We start from the raw sequence: 16,816 nt of genomic DNA, 5'->3' as shown, positions 1-16,816 counted from the left end.
TAGTTGCCACGCTTGTTGAGGGCTCACTGCTCCCAGTAGGCCTTCAGTTCTATCTTCTTGGGTTCACCGTAGTGTAATACATCATCTATTACCTGCTTAAGGTATTCCTCTGTTTGAACGCCCCTAATGAGCCACTTCTCGTTGATCAGAAGGGCAGGAACTCCCTTAATCCCCATGGCCTTAGCTTCTTCCTCATCCTGTATCACGGCGAGCTTAGCCTCCTTTGACTTGAAATCCTTCTTGAACCTGTCCATGTCAAGGCCTATCTGCTCAGCTATGGAGAGCAGGACCTCGTCATCGTTGACGTTCTCCCCTTCCATAAAGAACTTTTCTTGAGCTAAAGTGAAATATTCCCAGTGGCCCTCGTCTCCCCGTTGGAATTCAGCCGCCTTGCAGGCCATAAGTGGTGGCATTGACCAGATGTGACCTATCTTGCCTTTCTCGATTACCTTCTTAGGATCATAATCGGGGAAGTACCTAGTTAGAATCGAGAACTCGTTCTTGAACAGTTCCCTCGCATCCTCAGGAGTTGGTGCCGCAGCAATGAGATCGTCAAGGGAGGATATTATCATGAACGCCTTATGCTTCACATGCACGTCCTTGTACTCAGAGAGGACTTTCTTTAACCTCTTGTTGGTGACGTAGCAGAAGGGGCACAACACGTCATGGAAGAACGTTATCTGCATCAAGTTACCTCTTTTACCCTTATTTCCCCACGCTTTTAAAACGATCGTACTAATTTAGAGAAAAAAACAAAAAATCAATTTAGATCTGAAGTCCTGCTAAAGAGGCCAACTCCTTGATCTTTTGAACGTCCTGTAAGACGTCCTTTAATTCCCCCTGTAGTTCTTGTAACTGGGACATGCTGTTTATTGTCTCTTCCAACTGTTTCCAATAGTACTTCATTACTAGCTCTATCTGATACCTTTGCATGGTTATCATTCCCAGAAGGACAGCGAGCTTGGGCATTATACCCTTAGATGCAAGTAGCTTCTCATGTTTCACGGAAATGTCGTTCAGATTATCCAGCAGATCAAAAAGATACCCCCTGATCTCCTCCAGTTGCTTCTCCCCAGGTTTCATGAGCTCTTCTGCCATTATTTATCGAAAAAAGTTAAATAAATGAGGCTTTAAGTCTTTCTGATTTTCCAGGTCACGTCGACGTCAACGCTTCTCATGAGAGTGTCCTTCAAGGGACACCTTCTCATGGACAGCTCCATGACCTTGCCTATCCTTTCATCATCTGAGAAGACTGTGAGGTCGTACTTAACTTGAAGGAGGCCTGGGGGTACACTCGGGTCACCCTGAAAGCCCTTGGGATCCAGGTTTCCCTCAATGTAACCCTCCACTCCCTGAAGCTTGACCCCCATTTCCCTTGAAATATAGTAAATCGTAAGTATCATACAGGATAACGCTGCCCCGAGCATTAACTCCTCTGGGGTCGGGTTCTCCGATCCCATGAGACCGATCTTCAGTTCCAAGTCCTTAACGCTAACCACCGCAGTCTCTCCTTCTAGCTTGGCCTCAGCTGTGAAAGTTATCATTTAACCACCTAATTGATCAGGCCAAGATCCCTGAATATTGCAGCTTCCGTTGCAAACCTCACGTAAAGTCTAGTCCTTTCCTGCTCCGACAGGGGTCTTCCCAGTTGCCTCTCTATATCATCTATCTGCTTACTTATTACAACGCTGATGTTTGTCTCAATTGACGGCTTATTGACCTTGAACATGACGTAAATATCCATGAGAAACTTGTACATTTCCTCATCCATGTTGAGCAAATACTGGCCCACCGCTGGGATCTGTTGGCCATTGAAATCGACCATCTTCCCCTTAAAATATGGTCTCCACGTAAGCATATTTGACTTGACGAACTCCCAAGAGGGAGGAAATCCCCTGTATTCGTCAGCTGATGGGACGTTAACTACCTTATACTCATTGCCATCTATCTCCACAATTGCCTCGACTTCCAGTTCAAGGTTTCCTACTTTCTCAATCAAAATTTCACTCGAGAGAGAGTAGACTTTCTCCCGTAAAGGTTTTTTCCTTTTGTCTGAAAATGATATCGGTGGAAAATATGCAAGCTCAGGTTTCAGACCCATGTGTAGAGGAGTGCTTCAAGCCAAAGGGAGAATGGAAGTTCACGAATATATCAGAGTGTCTTTCCAGGTGTTCCTCAGTCAAGATAACAAAGCCGTGATTCCATGAAGATAAGCGACGTAATGACGGGGAAGCTGGTTAGAGTCGATCCTAGGAGCTCCTTGAAGGAAGCCCTGACGTTAATGCTCGAGAGGAATATAAGGAGACTCATTGTCGGAAATGCGCAAGGGATAGTGACTATTAGGGATTTAGTGTATGGATGGGATAACGGTAACAAGGTAGTGGAGGAGGTAATGAACAGGGACCTCCTCATGATCTCCCCTGAAGCTGACGCGAAACAGGCCAGCAAAATAATGACAAAGAAGGGAGTGGGCTCACTGCTAGTCGCTAGGGATGAAGAGGTAGTTGGAATAGTCACAGAGAGGGACCTCCTTCGGGTCCTCACCGTGAGTGAAGGGGTTAATGTTGGCGATGTAATGAAGGTAGACCCTCTCATCTCTGCCCCTGAGACCACGGTGTTAGAGATCATCAAGGCCATGAAGGACAATTGGGAAAGACACGCCATAGTGGTGGAGGATAATCTGCCTTCCGGGATTGTGTCAATCCGCGATGTGGGTAGGGCCATCCTTGAGGGTAAAGTGAACTCCCCAGTCTCAGGGATAATGAAGAGGCCCGTTTTCAGGACTACCCCCGACTCCTCCCTAGAGATCGCTAGAAAGATAATGGTTCAGGAAAACGTGGGTTTCTTGCCTGTGGTCGATTCCAGAGCTCTCTTGGGTAGCGTAGAGGAAAGGGAAATACTAGCTGTGATTTCAATCTAGATCTAGTTTTTCCCGTTATATGACCTCTTGAACCTCTGGCTTATTCAGTATCTCTTCGAACGCTTTCTTTAGGTCGTCCGCGTTAAATCCAAAGATCACTGGCTTCAACTCGGAGAAGGCCTTATCAATCATCTGCGGTATATTATCAGGCGAGGTCCCGCTAAGCCTGTCCTCAAGCTTCTCTATAAAGTCCCTGGGCGACATTACGAAGAAATCACCTGAAATGGAGACCTCCTGTAATCTCTTCTCCACGAACTTCGCAGTTATCCTGACTAGTTTTCTAGCCTTATAATCCAGGTGACATATGGCTACGGCGGAGGAGATCTTAACGCACCTATCGGTCCTCAGATCGGGGTGCCTCCTGTCCTTATAGTAAATCCACTCCTCGTTCCTCTTCTCACTCGCCAATTGCTCCCATCTTTCAATCTCCTCTGGAGTTAACATGGAATCCTCAAACTTGATTCCCAAATGAGCCTCGAAACTTTGCTTCAGTTTCTTGTCTAGTTCCTCCCTAGGTGGAACATATCCAAGCTCTCGTTCCAGGGATGTTATCCATTCCGACATATCCTTCGCCATTTTATCCCTGAATTTCTCAGAGGGGACCTTAATGCACTTGCTCATCAGTTGTGTGTCAGCCCTCATGAGAATATTTCCAGCAATGACCACAGCCTTACCGTGAGTCATGGCTCCATTCCCGCTAATCTTTCTCCCATTGACCACTATGTCCTGGTCCCTTAGAGAAGCGTTTAAACCGTAGTCCCTGAGCACGTTAACTACGGGCGTAAGAAACTTCTCGTAAAGAGCCTTAGGATCCGAGGGAGCCTCCTCTTGCCTCAACACGATAAAATAGTCGTGTTCCCCCTGAGTTATGACCACAGTACCTCCGCCCAAGTCTCTTCTCACTACTGGTATCTTGTTCTTCAAGGTGTAATCTAGATCTACCTCCAGCCAAACCTCCTGATGAACTCCAACGTTAACGAATGGTTCCTTAACAGAAAAAACTAGAAATGTGTTTTTTCCTCCCCTTGTAACGTACTCAGCAACTGAGACGAAGGAAGTTACCATGTGATAGCCGTCTTGTGGAGGGAGGGAAACAAACCTCCACGACATTTCACAGCCTCTTGCAGGATATTTTCTCTGCTGCAACAAGTTCCTTTAGTTTTTGAACTGCTTGTGCCCCGGTGTAGAGCTGTTTCAATTCCTCTGGGTTAGCCACCTTCATCCTAACAAGCCAACCGTTTCCGTAGGGGTCTCTGTTCACTAGGACTGGGCTCTTCTCCACTTCCCCGTTGACATCAACAATTTCACCTGAAACAGGAGCTGGAACTGGGCCTGCCCACTTACCGCTCTCCATGGTAGCGACTGGCTTTCCCTTCTCGACCTTAGTACCCTTTTTCTTTATTCTGACCTTTACTACCTTACCGGCCATGGTTTGGGCTATGTCAGTTATCCCGACAAGAATGGTATCAGCAGATTCCTGCTTGGCCCACACGGTGTTTTTCCCATCGATGTAATATAGAAGGTTTTCCGGAATCTCACAATTCGATTCCACGACCATTTTATCACTGGTTTCCTAATAAGAGTATACTAAACTAAAAATCTTTCCAATAGAATAGATGAAATAAATGAAATGGAACAGGAAGGGATACGCAATTCTCTTCGATTGTGAAAATGGGGAAATAAGGACTTCGGGGAGGGTATTCAGTATTACGAGGGGGACTTACGCCTACGTTGGATCTTGCGGGGTCAACTGCGGGAAAAGAGTTGGAAGACATCTTAGCGATAGCCTAGCAAAGAGGAGATGGCACGTAGACTACCTTAAGGACTTATGTAAACCCCTTGGGGCACTGGTTCTCCCGCTAACTGAGGAAGATATTGCCAATATCCTCACTGACCCAGTGAAGGGGTTCGGGTCGTCAGACTGCAGGAAACATGAGGGCCACCTGTTCAGGGTTGAGATTAAAACCTTACTTTCGCGTCTGGCACAATCCCAGGTCTGAAACGTAAACTATGTCCCTACCCTCAAGCTTGAACGACTTCACCACAAGGTTAACTCCACTATCCATAGCCTCCCAGAAGGCCTCAGAAAATCTAGGATCGGTTTCCTCGTTGGGAAGGAAACACGTTGCAGGCCTCATGACTAGGACCATGAGCATTGAGCCATGACCCTCCTGCCTCAACCTAATCAGCTCTCTGAGATGTTTCTCCCCTCTTTTAGTGGGTGCGTCAGGAAATAGGGCGATCCCATTCCGAACCAGGGAACATCCCTTCACCTCAACCCAGGTGTCATCGAAGTGGAAGTCGAGCCTACTCTCACCAGCCCTAACTTCGCCCTTCGCGTCTGGTGGAAGAAATCTCTTGGCAATGGCTGGATGAAATCTGCTATCAATTATCACCCACTCACTATCCCAGCCAGCGAGGACCGAGCACGACGTCTTTGCTCCCTTAGTCTCCCTTACTAGTACTCTGTTGCCAGGGTATATCAGCTCCTTGAGTCTACCTGGATCGTGAAGGTGACATGTGTTGCCAGACTCCATCCTTACCATGAACCTATTTGGCCTGGACTCAACCCTCTCCTCCCAGATTCTCCCATCCACAGTGAACACAGTGAACATTTTACCCTGGGCACCATCCTAATAATGATGATGAGTTTGCCGAGTAAGGAGTGATGACCTAAAAACTAAGGCTGAGCTAAGTGCCTCACGAAACTCTTCATCCACTCCTTAGCTTTCATATAATCATCTACGTATATGTTCTCGTTAAAGGAGTGGATATTTGAACCTGGATGCTCCACTCCTACTCCGTCGGCTATTTGATTATTCTGCAAAATCCTTGCGAAGGACTCCATGGGCCCAGTACCGTAACTGTTGGGTATGACCTCAGGATCAACGCCGTATACCTCCTTGGCGGAATCAATCAGCGATTTAGCAATCTTACTATTGATTAAGGTTCTATAGGGCCTTACCTTACCCCAGACCTTGATATCCACTCCCTTTAGATGGTCCTGAAGTATTTTCAGGATTTCGTCAGGGTCCTGATCTGGTACAAGTCTAAAATCGAGTTTTGCCATGGCATAGGATGGAATCACCGTCTTAGATCCCTCACCGGTGTATCCCGAGTATAGCCCCGCAATGTTACATGTTGGTTCCTCTACCAGTCTTCTCTGAAAGTCGTCTGGGAGTTCCTGTCCCAGTGCGTCCTCCATGGACCTCTTATTTCCCTTAAGATATCTCCTTTCCTCTTCCGTGAGCCATCTGACCTTGTCATAGAAACCAGGAAGGTTAACCTTACCACCACTCCTTAGGGAAGACAACAAGTAAACTAACTCCCAAGCCGGGTTCTTGGCCACAGGGGCATACATGGAGTGAAGGTCCTTTTGTGTTCTTACCGAGATTTCAACGTATAGTAGACCCTTTACTCCAAGGACTATCTCGGGTGCGCCACTGGATCCTCTTCCTGCGCCTTCCCAGAGAACGTAATCTGAGGCTAGTAATTCCCTGTGTTCGGCTAGAAATGAATCTATGTTGGGGCTACCTATCTCCTCTTCCCCCTCATAAATGAACTTGATATTGATCGGAGGCTTCCCCATCTCGATTAACGCTTGCAGTCTAGCCATGAGCGAGCCCTTATCATCTCCCACGCCTCGTCCCACTAGCTTACCGTCCTTAATAACGGGATTGAAGGGATCGCTGTTCCACTTGTCGAGTGGCTCGGCTGGTTGTACATCGTAATGGTTGTAGATTAGCAATGTCTTACTGGCGCCAACGTCGATTTCCCCATAGACATAGGGATTCCTAGATTTATGCCTGATTATCCTTGCCTCAATTCCGTGCTCCTGCATGTAATCCCTTATGAACTTCGCTCCCTCCTCTCCTTTCCCCTTGGCTGAGGTCGTGTCTATCCTGGCGAACTCGATGAGATCTTGAATGGAGTTCATGTTTTTTAAATGACAGTTCCATTAAATAAGCCATGATAAAGTACGCCGAGTATACCAGGCACTCTATGACTGAACCTCTCCTCTTAGTTTACGTATACAAGAAGGTAGAGGACGGGAAGGTGATCTCAACTTTCAGGGTAAACGTGTACAAGAATATGGCGGTCGCAATTTACGAAGACGACAAATTGCAGGGAGGTGAAGTGGTTGATGTCTTCCCTGGAACCACTGAACATGTGCTCAGGGTAGTTGAGAGGTACTATCAAAAGGAGGTTGATGACCTAGTGATTTTCGGGGAAAAGAGCTATGTGGACAATTTCCTGGAAAAGGCAGAGGAGAGGTTAGGTTAGAGAGCCATTCTCCCAAACTTGGTTCTCAGAAAGATCCCCACAAGCAGGAAGAAGATCCCAAAACCCAGTATCACAGGGACAACTGACCTCCATGGACCGAACTGGTTGAGGTATGCAGACAGGATTAGGGTCATGATGAAAAAGCCCACTAGTGGGGTCACAACAGCAAACCAAGTAAATGTATCCCATCTCTTTTCTGATGCCATACCTCTATTTTTAGATAGTACGTTATAAAGTTTTAATACTATTTTCTTTCTAAAACAGACTTAATTGCCCGATAGAGTTCGCGATCCTTCAATTCAAGGGACTTCAGGGAGGGAGGCATTAATCCCTTACTCTTGACTCCCCTAACCACGGATCTAATCCAGGTCTCATATATCTTTCCTCCGCTCTTGTAATAGAATTCCTTCAATTTCTCCACTGCATCATCCTCGGGTAATTTCTTAACGTTAACAAGATATCTGGAGCCCACGTAAAGGATAAACCTCTTCCTGCAGTCGGCTAGGCCTTTCTCGAGTACCTTTTCGATCCAGTCCATCGAAGTCGTTCTGGGCCTGGGCGGGAAAATTCCATCCACCTCAAAGAGGAACTGTCCAGCCTCATCGTAAACCCTGGAGATACCTTCCTCGTACTCTGACTTGCCTGCAGGACTTCCATCGGGATAGTGTAGCAGGATCGTGAACTTAGTTTCCCTTGACAATTTGGCTCTCGCCCCCAGTCATTTTGATCTTGACTGCACAGAAGGAACAAATTTCCCTATCGCTGTTAGTAGGTCTACCGCAGATTTTGCACTTACCCAAGTTAAACTTGGGAAGATCCTCGAAGAAGGGCCTTATCTTGGTCTCAAAGTTCTCGACTAACCTTAACATGAAGCCAGGTATCTCATCCTCGGCGTTCTCTATTATCCGCCTTAGTTTATCTGAGGTAGGGCCTCCAACCCTTGGATTATTGGGGCAGGAGTCCATGATGAAGGGGATACCGTTGATCAAGGCATAAGTGGTGGTCTCCTTTTCTGACACCAGGAAAAGTGGTTTTATCTTTCTGATGTACCCATTCTCAGCAGGTGAAACCGCCCTCAGCCTAGCCAGATTACTTAAATCTCCTGAGTGATAGCCTGATAGAACGAATACGGCCATATCATTCAAGTTATGCCCAGTGGCCAGAACATCTGCTCCCAGCTCTTGGGCCGCTTCCTCTAGGACGTATCTCTTCACAAGCCCACAAGTGCTACACACAGGTCTCTTGATCTTTACCTTAGCTTCATCGATAGTGAATCCGTGTTTTTCCTTAAGAGAGACTACCTTGTACTTGACCCCTAGTTTCTCAAAGTTCTTGACTGCAAACTCTGTGCTCAGTGACGAGTATTTGGTGCCTCTGTCTATCCCGAGGTCTATGTTTATCCCCACAACCTCGAAACCCATCTTCCCAGATAGCTTCGCAAGGACATGGAGCAACGTTGTACTATCTTTACCCCCTGAGACTGCCACCGCTACCCTCTCCCCACCACGAATCATGCCGTAATCCCTAATGGTCCTTTCAACCCTGCCCTCTAACCACTCCGTGAAGTGGGAGGAACAGAGGGTAAGATTAGCTGAGGTTATCTTAATTATGGCCTTAGAACCGCACTTCTTGCAGTACACACGTATAAATGTTTTTAAAGAGATTATTAAATAGAGTGCGGAATGGAGATCTTAGCAGAACTGCATCCCAGGCGAAAGATAGACAAACTAAAGAGGGAGATATCTTCCTTGGACAGTTTTGACGGTTTTGATATTCCAGATGCTCCCCTAGGAGACCCTTCTGTGATTCCAGTGGCGGTGGGAGTGCTAGCTAGGGAGGCGAGCGAGGGTAAGAGGATTATAATTAACCAGAGGCTAGCCGACGTCAATGAACTGTTCGTCAGATCATTATCCATAACCGCCAAGGCATTCAACTTCGATATTGCCTTCACACGTGGAGATAGGCCAAGATTTGGAAGGGAAGTAGACCAAGTTTCAACAGATAGGGCCATTGAGATTTCAAGGAGCTATGGGGTCAAGGCTGGCGGGATGTTGAGTTTAAGGAAGACCAAGGAAGAGATATTTTCTAGGTTAGACTTGCCCGCGGACTTCTTTCTAGGGCTCTATTTTGGGGGAATTAGCTCCTTGGAAGGACTACCCCTAGAGAGGATCATCCCCTACATCATAGTGAGAACTGAAAAGAACAAGGAGATACTGAAGACATTAACTCAACCAACCTTTGATGCCGAGAGCGTTAACATGGTGATAGAGGAGCTAAAGGGAATAGGGGCAAAAAGCGTGCTCTTGTCCTCCCCTGGAGACCTGGACTTTTTACAAAAAATAACAAAGAAAATCTAGTTTAGAATAACTGAGTTCCGCAGCTCATACAATATCTAGCCGTGCCAGGATTGGGCGCTCCACAAGATGGACAGTACTTCTGTTGGGGTTGATAGGACGGCTGGTTAGGAGGCTGAGATTGATATGGAGTAGGTTGTGGATACTGTGAAGGCTGATTCTGTTGCGGATATTGATATGGGTTTGGCTGAGAATAGGGCTGATACATGGGACTCCCGAGTCCCTGAGACATGGAAAATGCCAAATTCTCAACCTCTTTTATGATATCCTTCTCTAGCTTTAGGTCGTATAGCTCTTCTATTCCCTCCACTACTGCGAGCGGAGTGAATACAAGTGCGGCTATAACATCCTCCGTCACGTCTGCCGCCTTTAACCAATCAGCTAATCCCACGTCCACATTAAGAAAACCTTGACCGCCCACCAGCCTCACAGTGAAGGCCCTATCCGCACCGATTATCGTTCTCAGAAAACCAACTTTCTTGGCCTGAACCACATAGCTTGCGCCCATCCCTAGAACCTGCGTCTGATAGTGTTTCTTGGACCTAAACCAGTTCTCTAATTGATAGGCAATTTGCTGAGGGTTTACATATACTCCCTGGATTGTCTTCTGCATGACTTATGAGAAATTTAGTCAAACTAAAAACTTTTTGATGATATTTCTTGGTGAAGACAAGCTATTTCCATGGAGAAATCAAAACGTTAGAACTTCTCCATAAGCGAAAATACTTAATAGGTTTCTTGATCTACAATATTACCATGACATGGAAATGCACGGGATGCGGAACAGAGAATCCTGACGATGCAATGTATTGTACCACCTGTGGACTAAAGAGACCTGACGAGTCGGTAGGAGCACAATCTACTTCACAAGAACAGCCAGCTGAACAACAGGTACAACAGCCACAACAAGCGGTTCAGCCTACCGAGACACAGGTCCAGGCCCAGGAGCAACCAATCCAAGAACAATCAGTGCAATCAGCAGAGGCGCAGGTAGTACAAAGTTCAGCTCCCGCCAGTCCAACTCCTCAAGAGCAGGCAAGTACAACCCAACAAGCTCAAGTTACCCAACCACAACCCAGTAGCCAAGAGGGCAAATACTATATTCAGTTCATTGCGACTCCAGTCTCGGCCCTGAATAAGACGAAGGTTCCGCTAGACTTTGACGTGTTTGAAAATATTTCCTTAGGAAGAAGTCCTGAAAACGTATTGATGATCCCTGATAGCGAGATTTCAAGGAGGCATGCCATTCTATCTAAGGAAGGAGATACGCTTTACATAGAAGACCTAAATAGCACCAACGGTACGTACATCTATGACGGAAAGGTGTTTCAGACGGTAAAGGGGAAGGTTCAGCTTCCCAAAAATGCGGTAGTAAAACTGGGCAATAGCACCATTATAAAGATTGTGAGAGAATGAGTTCATGGCCTCAAGAGAGGAGGGATAGTCTCCTCGAACTGGTAAGAAAATCTAGAGAGATATTCTCGTCGATGAAACCTCTCTTGAGGGTTGGGGATAGACCTAGGGCAGTTTTTGTTGGGGATACCCATGGAGCTTTCATGGTTACGAGATACGTTTTCGAAAATTTCTCGGATTATGACGCCATAGTCTTCCTGGGCGATTACGTAGACCGTGAACCTTACGGGCTCGAGAACCTGGAAATAATTCTCTCCCATTTCGTGGAAAACAAGGACAAGGTGATTGTTCTAAGGGGCAATCATGAGAGCCCCCTTACAAATGAATATTATGGATTTAGGGCAGAAGTGAGGGAGAAACTAGGAGATGAAAACTACAAAGAATTTGTGGATCTGTTCTCGGAAATGCCGTACGCTGCCATTGTGAATAACTACCTATGCGTCCATGGAGGAATCGCTAGAAACTTAAAAAGCGTGCAACAGATTGAGGAACTTAAGAAACCTGACATAATACCAGAGGACGAGATAGCATTTGAGATGTTATGGAATGATCCTAGAGAGGAACTGGACGGCTTCGTTCCCAATATAAGAGGTGAGGGAACCTTCTTCTACGGAAAGGACGTAACACTTGAGTTTCTTAAAGAGAACTCACTCAAGGGAATAATCAGGGGACATGAGGTAGCTGACGGTTTCAGATCCGAGATAGATGAAAGGGTTATTACAGTGTTTTCCAGTAGATACCACAAGATGAGGGCTGGGATTTTACTTCAAGATGGAGACAAGTTCAACATGGTTTACTTGGACGAGGAATTCCTTCTGAAAGGTGATAAATCATGACACTTTCCATGAAGGTAGAGGTAAGCCACAAGTACTCTTTTAACAGCGATCTAAAAATGGCTTTCAAAATTCTGCTAGTCCCAGAGAAGATATCCACAGCCACAGGATTTCACTATATTGTTCTCCTGGACACCAGTGGATCCATGGACGGTCTTAAGATTGAAAGCGCTAAGAAGGGGGCAATAGAGCTACTTAAAAGGATACCACAGGGCAATAAGGTGTCGTTCATTACCTTTTCCAGTAGGGTTAACATCGTGAGAGAGTTCGTGGATCCAGAAGATCTTACGGCAGAGATTTCGAGCCTATCAGCTGGCGGTCAAACAGTCTTCTTTACCGCTCTTCTCACCGCGTTCAATCTTCACAACAAGCACGGAATTCCAAGTTATGTGATCCTATTAACGGACGGAAATCCCACTGATGACACCAACGTTGAGACCTACAAGAGGATAGTCATACCCAATGGCGTTCAGACCATATCCTTTGGACTCGGTGATGATTACAACGAAACCATACTCAAGTCTCTAGCTGATAGATCAGGTGGAGTCTTCTATCACGTGAATGATGCCATGGAAATTCCAGAGAAACTTCCTAAAGCAGCAAAAACGAAGATAGCTGCTAAGAACGTTACAGTGGATATAGTCGCTGAGTCCAATGTGAAACTGCTAAACTATTCTGGTCCTCCAGTACAATTGAACGCGGTTGAGGGAGTAGTCAAGATACTTGGCGAAGCCGTAGTTCCTCCTAACTACAGTGGAAACTTTATGACAGTTAAGGCAAACTATGAGGAGCCAGTAGACGGGAGAAAGCAAGCACTTCTGAGCGTAGTTAACATAAAACCAGCAGATAGTCAGGCTACCTTCGTGAGTGGAGTGAACAAGGATGTTCTTCTAGAGTACGAGTACTTCAACAATCTCCAGAAGATATCCAGTGAAGTACAGGCTGGTAACCTGGTGGAGGCAACCAGGACACTTAAGAGGATGGAGGAAATAGCTGGTCAAACAAGAAAGATAGAACTCATGGAGACCACGCGAAGGTTATCAGATAGCCTAGAGACCACAAAGAGGTCAGGAAATGCCACAGAGCAGACCAGGAAGCTGTCGAAGGAAGTCTCGAGCGAAGTCACAAGAAAGCTCAGGGGAGAAAGTTAGCCATTAGAAAGTCTATGTCAATAACTCTGGCCTTAACCTTTTCGAAGGTCCTTACGTTCCTCACTATTGTTGGCAATTTCCTGGTGTGAATTCCCCACTCTTCCAGGAATTTCTGTAGTTGAGCTATTACCTCTTTCCCTGAGTTACCCAGTACGGGTATGTCGTGAAAAATCAAGATTCTTTCAGGATTTATCTTCCTTCCAAGTACAAGTAACTCTCCCCTTAACCATTTATCTCCCTTTAGAACCCTAGGTACCAGAGTGAGTGTGAACATCCCAGATAAGCTTGCGAGCCTTCCATCACTTGAGGAAGAGACCTCAAGTTTATACCCAGACTGAATCCTTCTCCCTGGAAGGATGGGTTCCCTGAGTAGAATAAGCTCTCTTAGTACTCGACCATCCACATCCAGAGCAACTATCTTTGGTTTCTCCTCTCCGTATTCTGGAATGAATTGCTTCGTGGTGGCCAAGTACCTCGTCTGAGGAGATAGTAAAGAATCAACCTTTACTCCGAAAAGTCTCATGTGTATAAGTTATACAAAGTAGTTAATTTGTTAGTTATTAAATTTCACTTAAATCTGTCTAAAATATCAAGTGGGAAATACAAATGCTTAAACATATCCATGAAATAGATTCAAAATAAGATTAACAGGATATAGCATAACGTATCATGAGTTTTACATCAATGAAAACTATAATTATCTTTTTACCTGTAAATCTAAAAACTTTTTAAGGTCACGTCAACCTAGGAGTTTTCTAAAAGATTTAGAACGTTTAGATTTTTCAAGTGAATTTATTAACTCAGAAATTTACCTTCGCCTCATGTTTGATCAGTTAAGCGATCAACTCAAAAGGGCACTGGCTGACATAAATTACCAGCGTCCTACTAAGGTACAAGAGATAGCCATCCCCGTCTTCATGAATGGGGAGAGCGTAATAGTACAGGCAAAAACAGGATCAGGAAAGACCGCGTCTTACCTGATACCAGTCCTGGAGAGATACCACAACGCACTCATTCTAGTTCCTACGAGGGAGCTGGCTGAGCAAGTTGCATACGAGGCCAAAAGACTTGGAAAATACAAAAGGACCTCCGTTGGGGTAGTCATAGGTGGAGTAGGTTATGACAGACAGGAGCGAGAGTCCAACAGTGACATCATAGTTGGAACTCCCGGAAGGATCCTTGATTTGTGGGGCAGGGGTACTCTTGACCTCTCCAGGTTTAAGCTGGCCATCGTGGACGAGGTTGATAGAATGCTCGATATGGGGTTCATAGACGACGTGAGAATGATACTCTCCAAGACCAGTGCTGAGAATTTCGGCTTCTTCTCTGCAACAGTACCTCCAGAGGTCAAGGAATTAGCTGAGGAGTTCTCCCCCAATGCTAGATTTCTCAAGGTTGATGAATATAAACCGGTTGAAATAGATCACGAATTTTATCCGGTCCGCGATAACTGGCACGAGAAAGTAACTAAACTGCTCAAGGATGTAAATGGAAAGGCTATAGTATTCACCAACACAAAGGCTAGAGCAGAGGCATTGTACGACAATATCTCAGATAGGGTGAGCACATCACTACTTCATGGCGATATGTCTCAGGGCTCAAGGAGGAGAAACCTCATGAGCTTTAAGAGAGGTGATAGTGACATCCTAATATCCACAGACCTAGCAGCTAGGGGGATAGATGTAATAGATGTGGAGCAGGTAGTTAACTTTGACTTGCCTAGGGATGTTGAAACATATATCCATAGAGTAGGAAGAACTGGAAGGATGGGAAGGAAAGGGAGGGCAGTATCATACTACACGAGGAGAGAAGAGGAAATGGTCCAGAGGATTAGAAGCGTTATCAAATCAACTATCATCTCTCAATGAGAGAAATGAGAGCCTTAATTGATTTATATTTCTACCATTTAATAAATTGGATCTTTTTCTAGTTAAAGTATTCTCGACAAAGAATAAATATGTCTTCTATGATTAGAGATATAGTTTGTTTTGCAATAAGATTGACAATGATAGTTTCCGCTTAAATTATAAAATTTATAAGGGCGATTACGATGTAGTATATGAGATAACGTATGAACAAATATTATTTGGCAATGGGTATTGCGTTCTTGATTGATATAATTATATATTCATTATATCCAGTTTTTAATAACACCATACCATCAATAGGAGGTTTAACCACTTTCTACTCATATCAAATAATTCTACTTATAGTTTCGACTATTCTATTCGCAGGAGTAGTGCTTGCAGTAAAGGAGAACGGAGGTAGGTGAGAGAGTTGGCATTCGGGAATATAGACGGAGTTACCCTTGGTGTTTTCGTGGTTTTATTTGCAATTTTTGCCTTTCTGGGTTTTTGGGCATCTAGATGGAGGAGAGGAGATCTCTCCAAAATTGACGAATGGGGGCTTGGAGGAAGAAGACTTGGCTGGTTATTAGTGTGGTTCTTGATGGGGGCAGATCTGTTCACTGCCTACACCTTCATAGCTGTACCGTCAAGTATGCTGGCCGTAGGTTCGTTATACTTCTTCGCTGTGCCTTACGTGGCATGGGGATTCGGAGTTGCCCTTTTAACCATGCCTAGATTATGGACAGTTTCCAGAAACAAGGGATATGTGACGGCCTCCGATTTCGTTAAGGATAGGTTCGACAGCAGATGGCTCGCCATAGCGGTTGCACTAACTGGCGTAGTTGCTGAGCTGCCATACATTGCACTACAGATAGTGGGCATGCAGGCTGTGCTTGCAGCCATGCTTGCGGGCTTAACTGGGGTAGTTTCTAAGACGGTGTCTGACATTGCCCTGATAATTGCGTTCGTCATCTTAGCCTCATTTACCTTCACTAGCGGTCTAAGAGGGGCAGCAATTACTGGAGTCTTTAAGGACATACTGATCTGGATTACAGTTCTTGCTGTAATCATTATAGTCCCGCTAAGTTATGGAGGATTCGCAAGTGCATTTCACAATGCGGCTATCCAATCTGCAACGGTAAATCAAGCTCTGAATCACGCTAAGGGTCCCATAAATTACGGCGCACTGTCTCCTAAACTCATCCCTGCGTACTTCTCATTATCCCTTGGATCAGCACTTGCACTTTACCTATACCCACATGCCATAAATGGTTCACTTAGCTCAGAGGACAAGGGGAAACTGAAGCTAGGTACTTCACTATTACCAATTTATGGTATTGGTTTGGCTTTACTGGCACTCTTCGGGATCTTGGTATATGCAGTTCCAAGTGCCCTTAATGCAGTAATTAAGTTAGGTGCTGGCACTTTCGTGGTTCCTTCACTCATTGCATATACTATGCCCGACTGGTTTGTGGGGCTGGCTTACCTAGCAATTTTCATAGGAGGACTCGTCCCAGCAGCAATCATGGCCATAGGAGTAGCTAACCTTCTGGTGAGGAACGTGATCAAGGAGTTCAAGTCCCTAGAGCCTAAGACTGAGGCGACCCTAGCTAAGGTTATCTCTACAGTCTTCAAGTTCGTGGCCTTGGGGTTCGTGTTTGCGGTCCCCGCTACCTACGCAATCCAGCTCCAGTTACTGGGCGGAATCCTGATAACGCAAACTTTACCCTCGGTGTTCCTAGGACTCTACACCAGGAATCTTAATGGAAAGGCCACTCTTGTAGGGTGGGCAGCTGGAATTCTGTCAGCCCTAAGCCTCGTTATTGAGGCTAACGCGAAGTTCGGAGTAATAAAGACTAGCCTTTACACCACGCCCCTAGGTCCACTCTATATAGCGATCCTTGCACTACTGATCAATCTAGCGGTGACGTTGATAGGATCAGGAATAGCATACGGAATGGGATGGAGACCTTCCCAGAAGATAAAGGAAGAGGAGATCACCAAGGAGATGTAA

General features: G+C 45.6%; 22 protein-coding genes. 9 read left to right on the top strand and 13 right to left on the bottom strand.

Annotated elements, in window-relative coordinates; translation table 11 throughout:
* Nucleotides 1–23: 23 nt before the first annotated feature.
* From ACI49J_RS04050 to ACI49J_RS04035, 4 genes are all read right to left on the bottom strand, one after another.
* A complete protein-coding gene (locus ACI49J_RS04050; protein ID WP_240252776.1) occupies nt 24–686 on the bottom strand; it encodes a DsbA family protein in 663 nt (220 codons plus the stop codon).
* 79 nt (nt 687–765) lie between these two features.
* A complete protein-coding gene (locus ACI49J_RS04045; protein ID WP_240252773.1) occupies nt 766–1,098 on the bottom strand; it encodes a hypothetical protein in 333 nt (110 codons plus the stop codon).
* Between the two features lie 32 nt (nt 1,099–1,130).
* Complete coding sequence (locus tag ACI49J_RS04040; protein WP_240252772.1) at nt 1,131–1,544, bottom strand: OsmC family protein; 414 nt, start codon at nt 1,542–1,544, stop codon at nt 1,131–1,133.
* An 8-nt stretch (nt 1,545–1,552) separates the two neighbouring features.
* Nucleotides 1,553–1,999, bottom strand: a complete 447-nt coding sequence (locus tag ACI49J_RS04035; RefSeq protein WP_048060103.1) for a hypothetical protein — start codon at nt 1,997–1,999, stop codon at nt 1,553–1,555.
* Nucleotides 2,000–2,203: 204 nt separating this feature from the next.
* Between ACI49J_RS04035 and ACI49J_RS04030 the strand changes: the two genes are divergently transcribed.
* Nucleotides 2,204–2,920: a cyclic nucleotide-binding/CBS domain-containing protein gene (locus tag ACI49J_RS04030; RefSeq protein ID WP_240252771.1), complete on the top strand. Its 717-nt coding sequence runs from the start codon at nt 2,204–2,206 to the stop codon at nt 2,918–2,920.
* A 15-nt stretch (nt 2,921–2,935) separates the two neighbouring features.
* On the opposite strand, the gene ACI49J_RS04025 is transcribed toward ACI49J_RS04030, so the two are convergent.
* Entirely contained in the window at nt 2,936–4,030 is a 1,095-nt protein-coding gene (locus ACI49J_RS04025) for a biotin/lipoate A/B protein ligase family protein (protein WP_240252767.1), read from the bottom strand.
* Between the two features lies 1 nt (nt 4,031).
* Nucleotides 4,032–4,478 carry a glycine cleavage system protein H gene (locus tag ACI49J_RS04020; protein ID WP_240252766.1) on the bottom strand — a complete coding sequence of 149 codons (447 nt, stop codon included), beginning with the start codon at nt 4,476–4,478 and terminating at the stop codon, nt 4,032–4,034.
* 67 nt (nt 4,479–4,545) lie between these two features.
* Between ACI49J_RS04020 and ACI49J_RS04015 the strand changes: the two genes are divergently transcribed.
* A complete protein-coding gene (locus ACI49J_RS04015; RefSeq protein WP_240252765.1) occupies nt 4,546–4,920 on the top strand; it encodes a DUF123 domain-containing protein in 375 nt (124 codons plus the stop codon).
* On the opposite strand, the gene sfsA is transcribed toward ACI49J_RS04015, so the two are convergent.
* Both sfsA and ACI49J_RS04005 read right to left on the bottom strand, forming a co-directional pair.
* A complete protein-coding gene (sfsA, locus tag ACI49J_RS04010) occupies nt 4,888–5,535 on the bottom strand; it encodes a DNA/RNA nuclease SfsA (RefSeq protein ID WP_240252763.1) in 648 nt (215 codons plus the stop codon). The two genes, ACI49J_RS04015 and sfsA, sit on opposite strands and share 33 nt — an antisense overlap.
* Nucleotides 5,536–5,600: 65 nt before the next feature.
* Nucleotides 5,601–6,857: a M20/M25/M40 family metallo-hydrolase gene (locus ACI49J_RS04005; protein WP_240252762.1), complete on the bottom strand. Its 1,257-nt coding sequence runs from the start codon at nt 6,855–6,857 to the stop codon at nt 5,601–5,603.
* 32 nt (nt 6,858–6,889) lie between these two features.
* On the opposite strand from ACI49J_RS04005, the gene ACI49J_RS04000 reads away from it, so the two are divergent.
* A complete protein-coding gene (locus tag ACI49J_RS04000) occupies nt 6,890–7,204 on the top strand; it encodes a hypothetical protein (protein ID WP_240252760.1) in 315 nt (104 codons plus the stop codon).
* Here ACI49J_RS04000 and ACI49J_RS03995 read toward each other — a convergent pair.
* Genes ACI49J_RS03995 through ACI49J_RS03985 form a run of 3 tightly spaced genes read right to left on the bottom strand, consistent with a single transcriptional unit; the run spans nt 7,201 to nt 8,844 of the window.
* A complete protein-coding gene (locus ACI49J_RS03995) occupies nt 7,201–7,410 on the bottom strand; it encodes a dolichyl-diphosphooligosaccharide--protein glycosyltransferase subunit 2 (protein ID WP_240252758.1) in 210 nt (69 codons plus the stop codon). The two genes, ACI49J_RS04000 and ACI49J_RS03995, sit on opposite strands and share 4 nt — an antisense overlap.
* 38 nt (nt 7,411–7,448) lie before the next feature.
* On the bottom strand, nt 7,449–7,904 hold the full coding sequence (gene priX / locus ACI49J_RS03990) for a DNA primase noncatalytic subunit PriX (RefSeq protein WP_240252756.1): 456 nt from the start codon (nt 7,902–7,904) through the stop codon (nt 7,449–7,451).
* Nucleotides 7,888–8,844, bottom strand: coding sequence for an adenine nucleotide alpha hydrolase family protein (locus ACI49J_RS03985; RefSeq protein ID WP_240252753.1), 957 nt, complete (start codon nt 8,842–8,844; stop codon nt 7,888–7,890). Before ACI49J_RS03985 ends, priX begins: the two co-directional genes overlap by 17 nt.
* Nucleotides 8,845–8,886: 42 nt before the next feature.
* Between ACI49J_RS03985 and ACI49J_RS03980 the strand changes: the two genes are divergently transcribed.
* Entirely contained in the window at nt 8,887–9,561 is a 675-nt protein-coding gene (locus ACI49J_RS03980) for a hypothetical protein (protein ID WP_240252752.1), read from the top strand.
* 1 nt (nt 9,562) lies between these two features.
* On the opposite strand, the gene ACI49J_RS03975 is transcribed toward ACI49J_RS03980, so the two are convergent.
* Nucleotides 9,563–10,171 carry a zinc ribbon domain-containing protein gene (locus ACI49J_RS03975; protein ID WP_240252751.1) on the bottom strand — a complete coding sequence of 203 codons (609 nt, stop codon included), beginning with the start codon at nt 10,169–10,171 and terminating at the stop codon, nt 9,563–9,565.
* A gap of 143 nt (nt 10,172–10,314) precedes the next feature.
* On the opposite strand from ACI49J_RS03975, the gene ACI49J_RS03970 reads away from it, so the two are divergent.
* From ACI49J_RS03970 to ACI49J_RS03960, 3 genes are read left to right on the top strand one after another with little or no spacing between them, the layout of a single operon-like run.
* A complete protein-coding gene (locus tag ACI49J_RS03970; protein WP_240252750.1) occupies nt 10,315–10,974 on the top strand; it encodes an FHA domain-containing protein in 660 nt (219 codons plus the stop codon).
* The gene (locus tag ACI49J_RS03965; protein WP_240252746.1) at nt 10,971–11,807 is read left to right on the top strand and encodes a metallophosphoesterase; all 837 of its coding nucleotides are present in this window, start codon (nt 10,971–10,973) and stop codon (nt 11,805–11,807) included. The genes ACI49J_RS03970 and ACI49J_RS03965 overlap by 4 nt, the downstream gene beginning before the upstream one ends.
* Entirely contained in the window at nt 11,804–12,955 is a 1,152-nt protein-coding gene (locus ACI49J_RS03960) for a VWA domain-containing protein (protein ID WP_240252744.1), read from the top strand. The genes ACI49J_RS03965 and ACI49J_RS03960 overlap by 4 nt, the downstream gene beginning before the upstream one ends.
* On the opposite strand, the gene ACI49J_RS03955 is transcribed toward ACI49J_RS03960, so the two are convergent.
* Nucleotides 12,939–13,478 (bottom strand): hypothetical protein, encoded by a 540-nt coding sequence (locus tag ACI49J_RS03955; protein ID WP_240252736.1) that lies wholly within the window; start codon nt 13,476–13,478, stop codon nt 12,939–12,941. The genes ACI49J_RS03960 and ACI49J_RS03955 overlap by 17 nt on opposite strands.
* A 298-nt stretch (nt 13,479–13,776) precedes the next feature.
* Between ACI49J_RS03955 and ACI49J_RS03950 the strand changes: the two genes are divergently transcribed.
* Nucleotides 13,777–14,823: a DEAD/DEAH box helicase gene (locus tag ACI49J_RS03950; RefSeq protein WP_240252735.1), complete on the top strand. Its 1,047-nt coding sequence runs from the start codon at nt 13,777–13,779 to the stop codon at nt 14,821–14,823.
* Nucleotides 14,824–15,247: 424 nt separating this feature from the next.
* Nucleotides 15,248–16,816 carry a sodium:solute symporter gene (locus tag ACI49J_RS03945; RefSeq protein WP_404809757.1) on the top strand — a complete coding sequence of 523 codons (1,569 nt, stop codon included), beginning with the start codon at nt 15,248–15,250 and terminating at the stop codon, nt 16,814–16,816.

This window comes from Metallosphaera sp. D4-4 (assembly GCF_046245145.1).
Taxonomy (GTDB): Archaea; Thermoproteota; Thermoprotei_A; order Sulfolobales; family Sulfolobaceae; genus Metallosphaera; species Metallosphaera sedula.
This window is presented reverse-complemented; position numbering and strand designations above follow the sequence as displayed.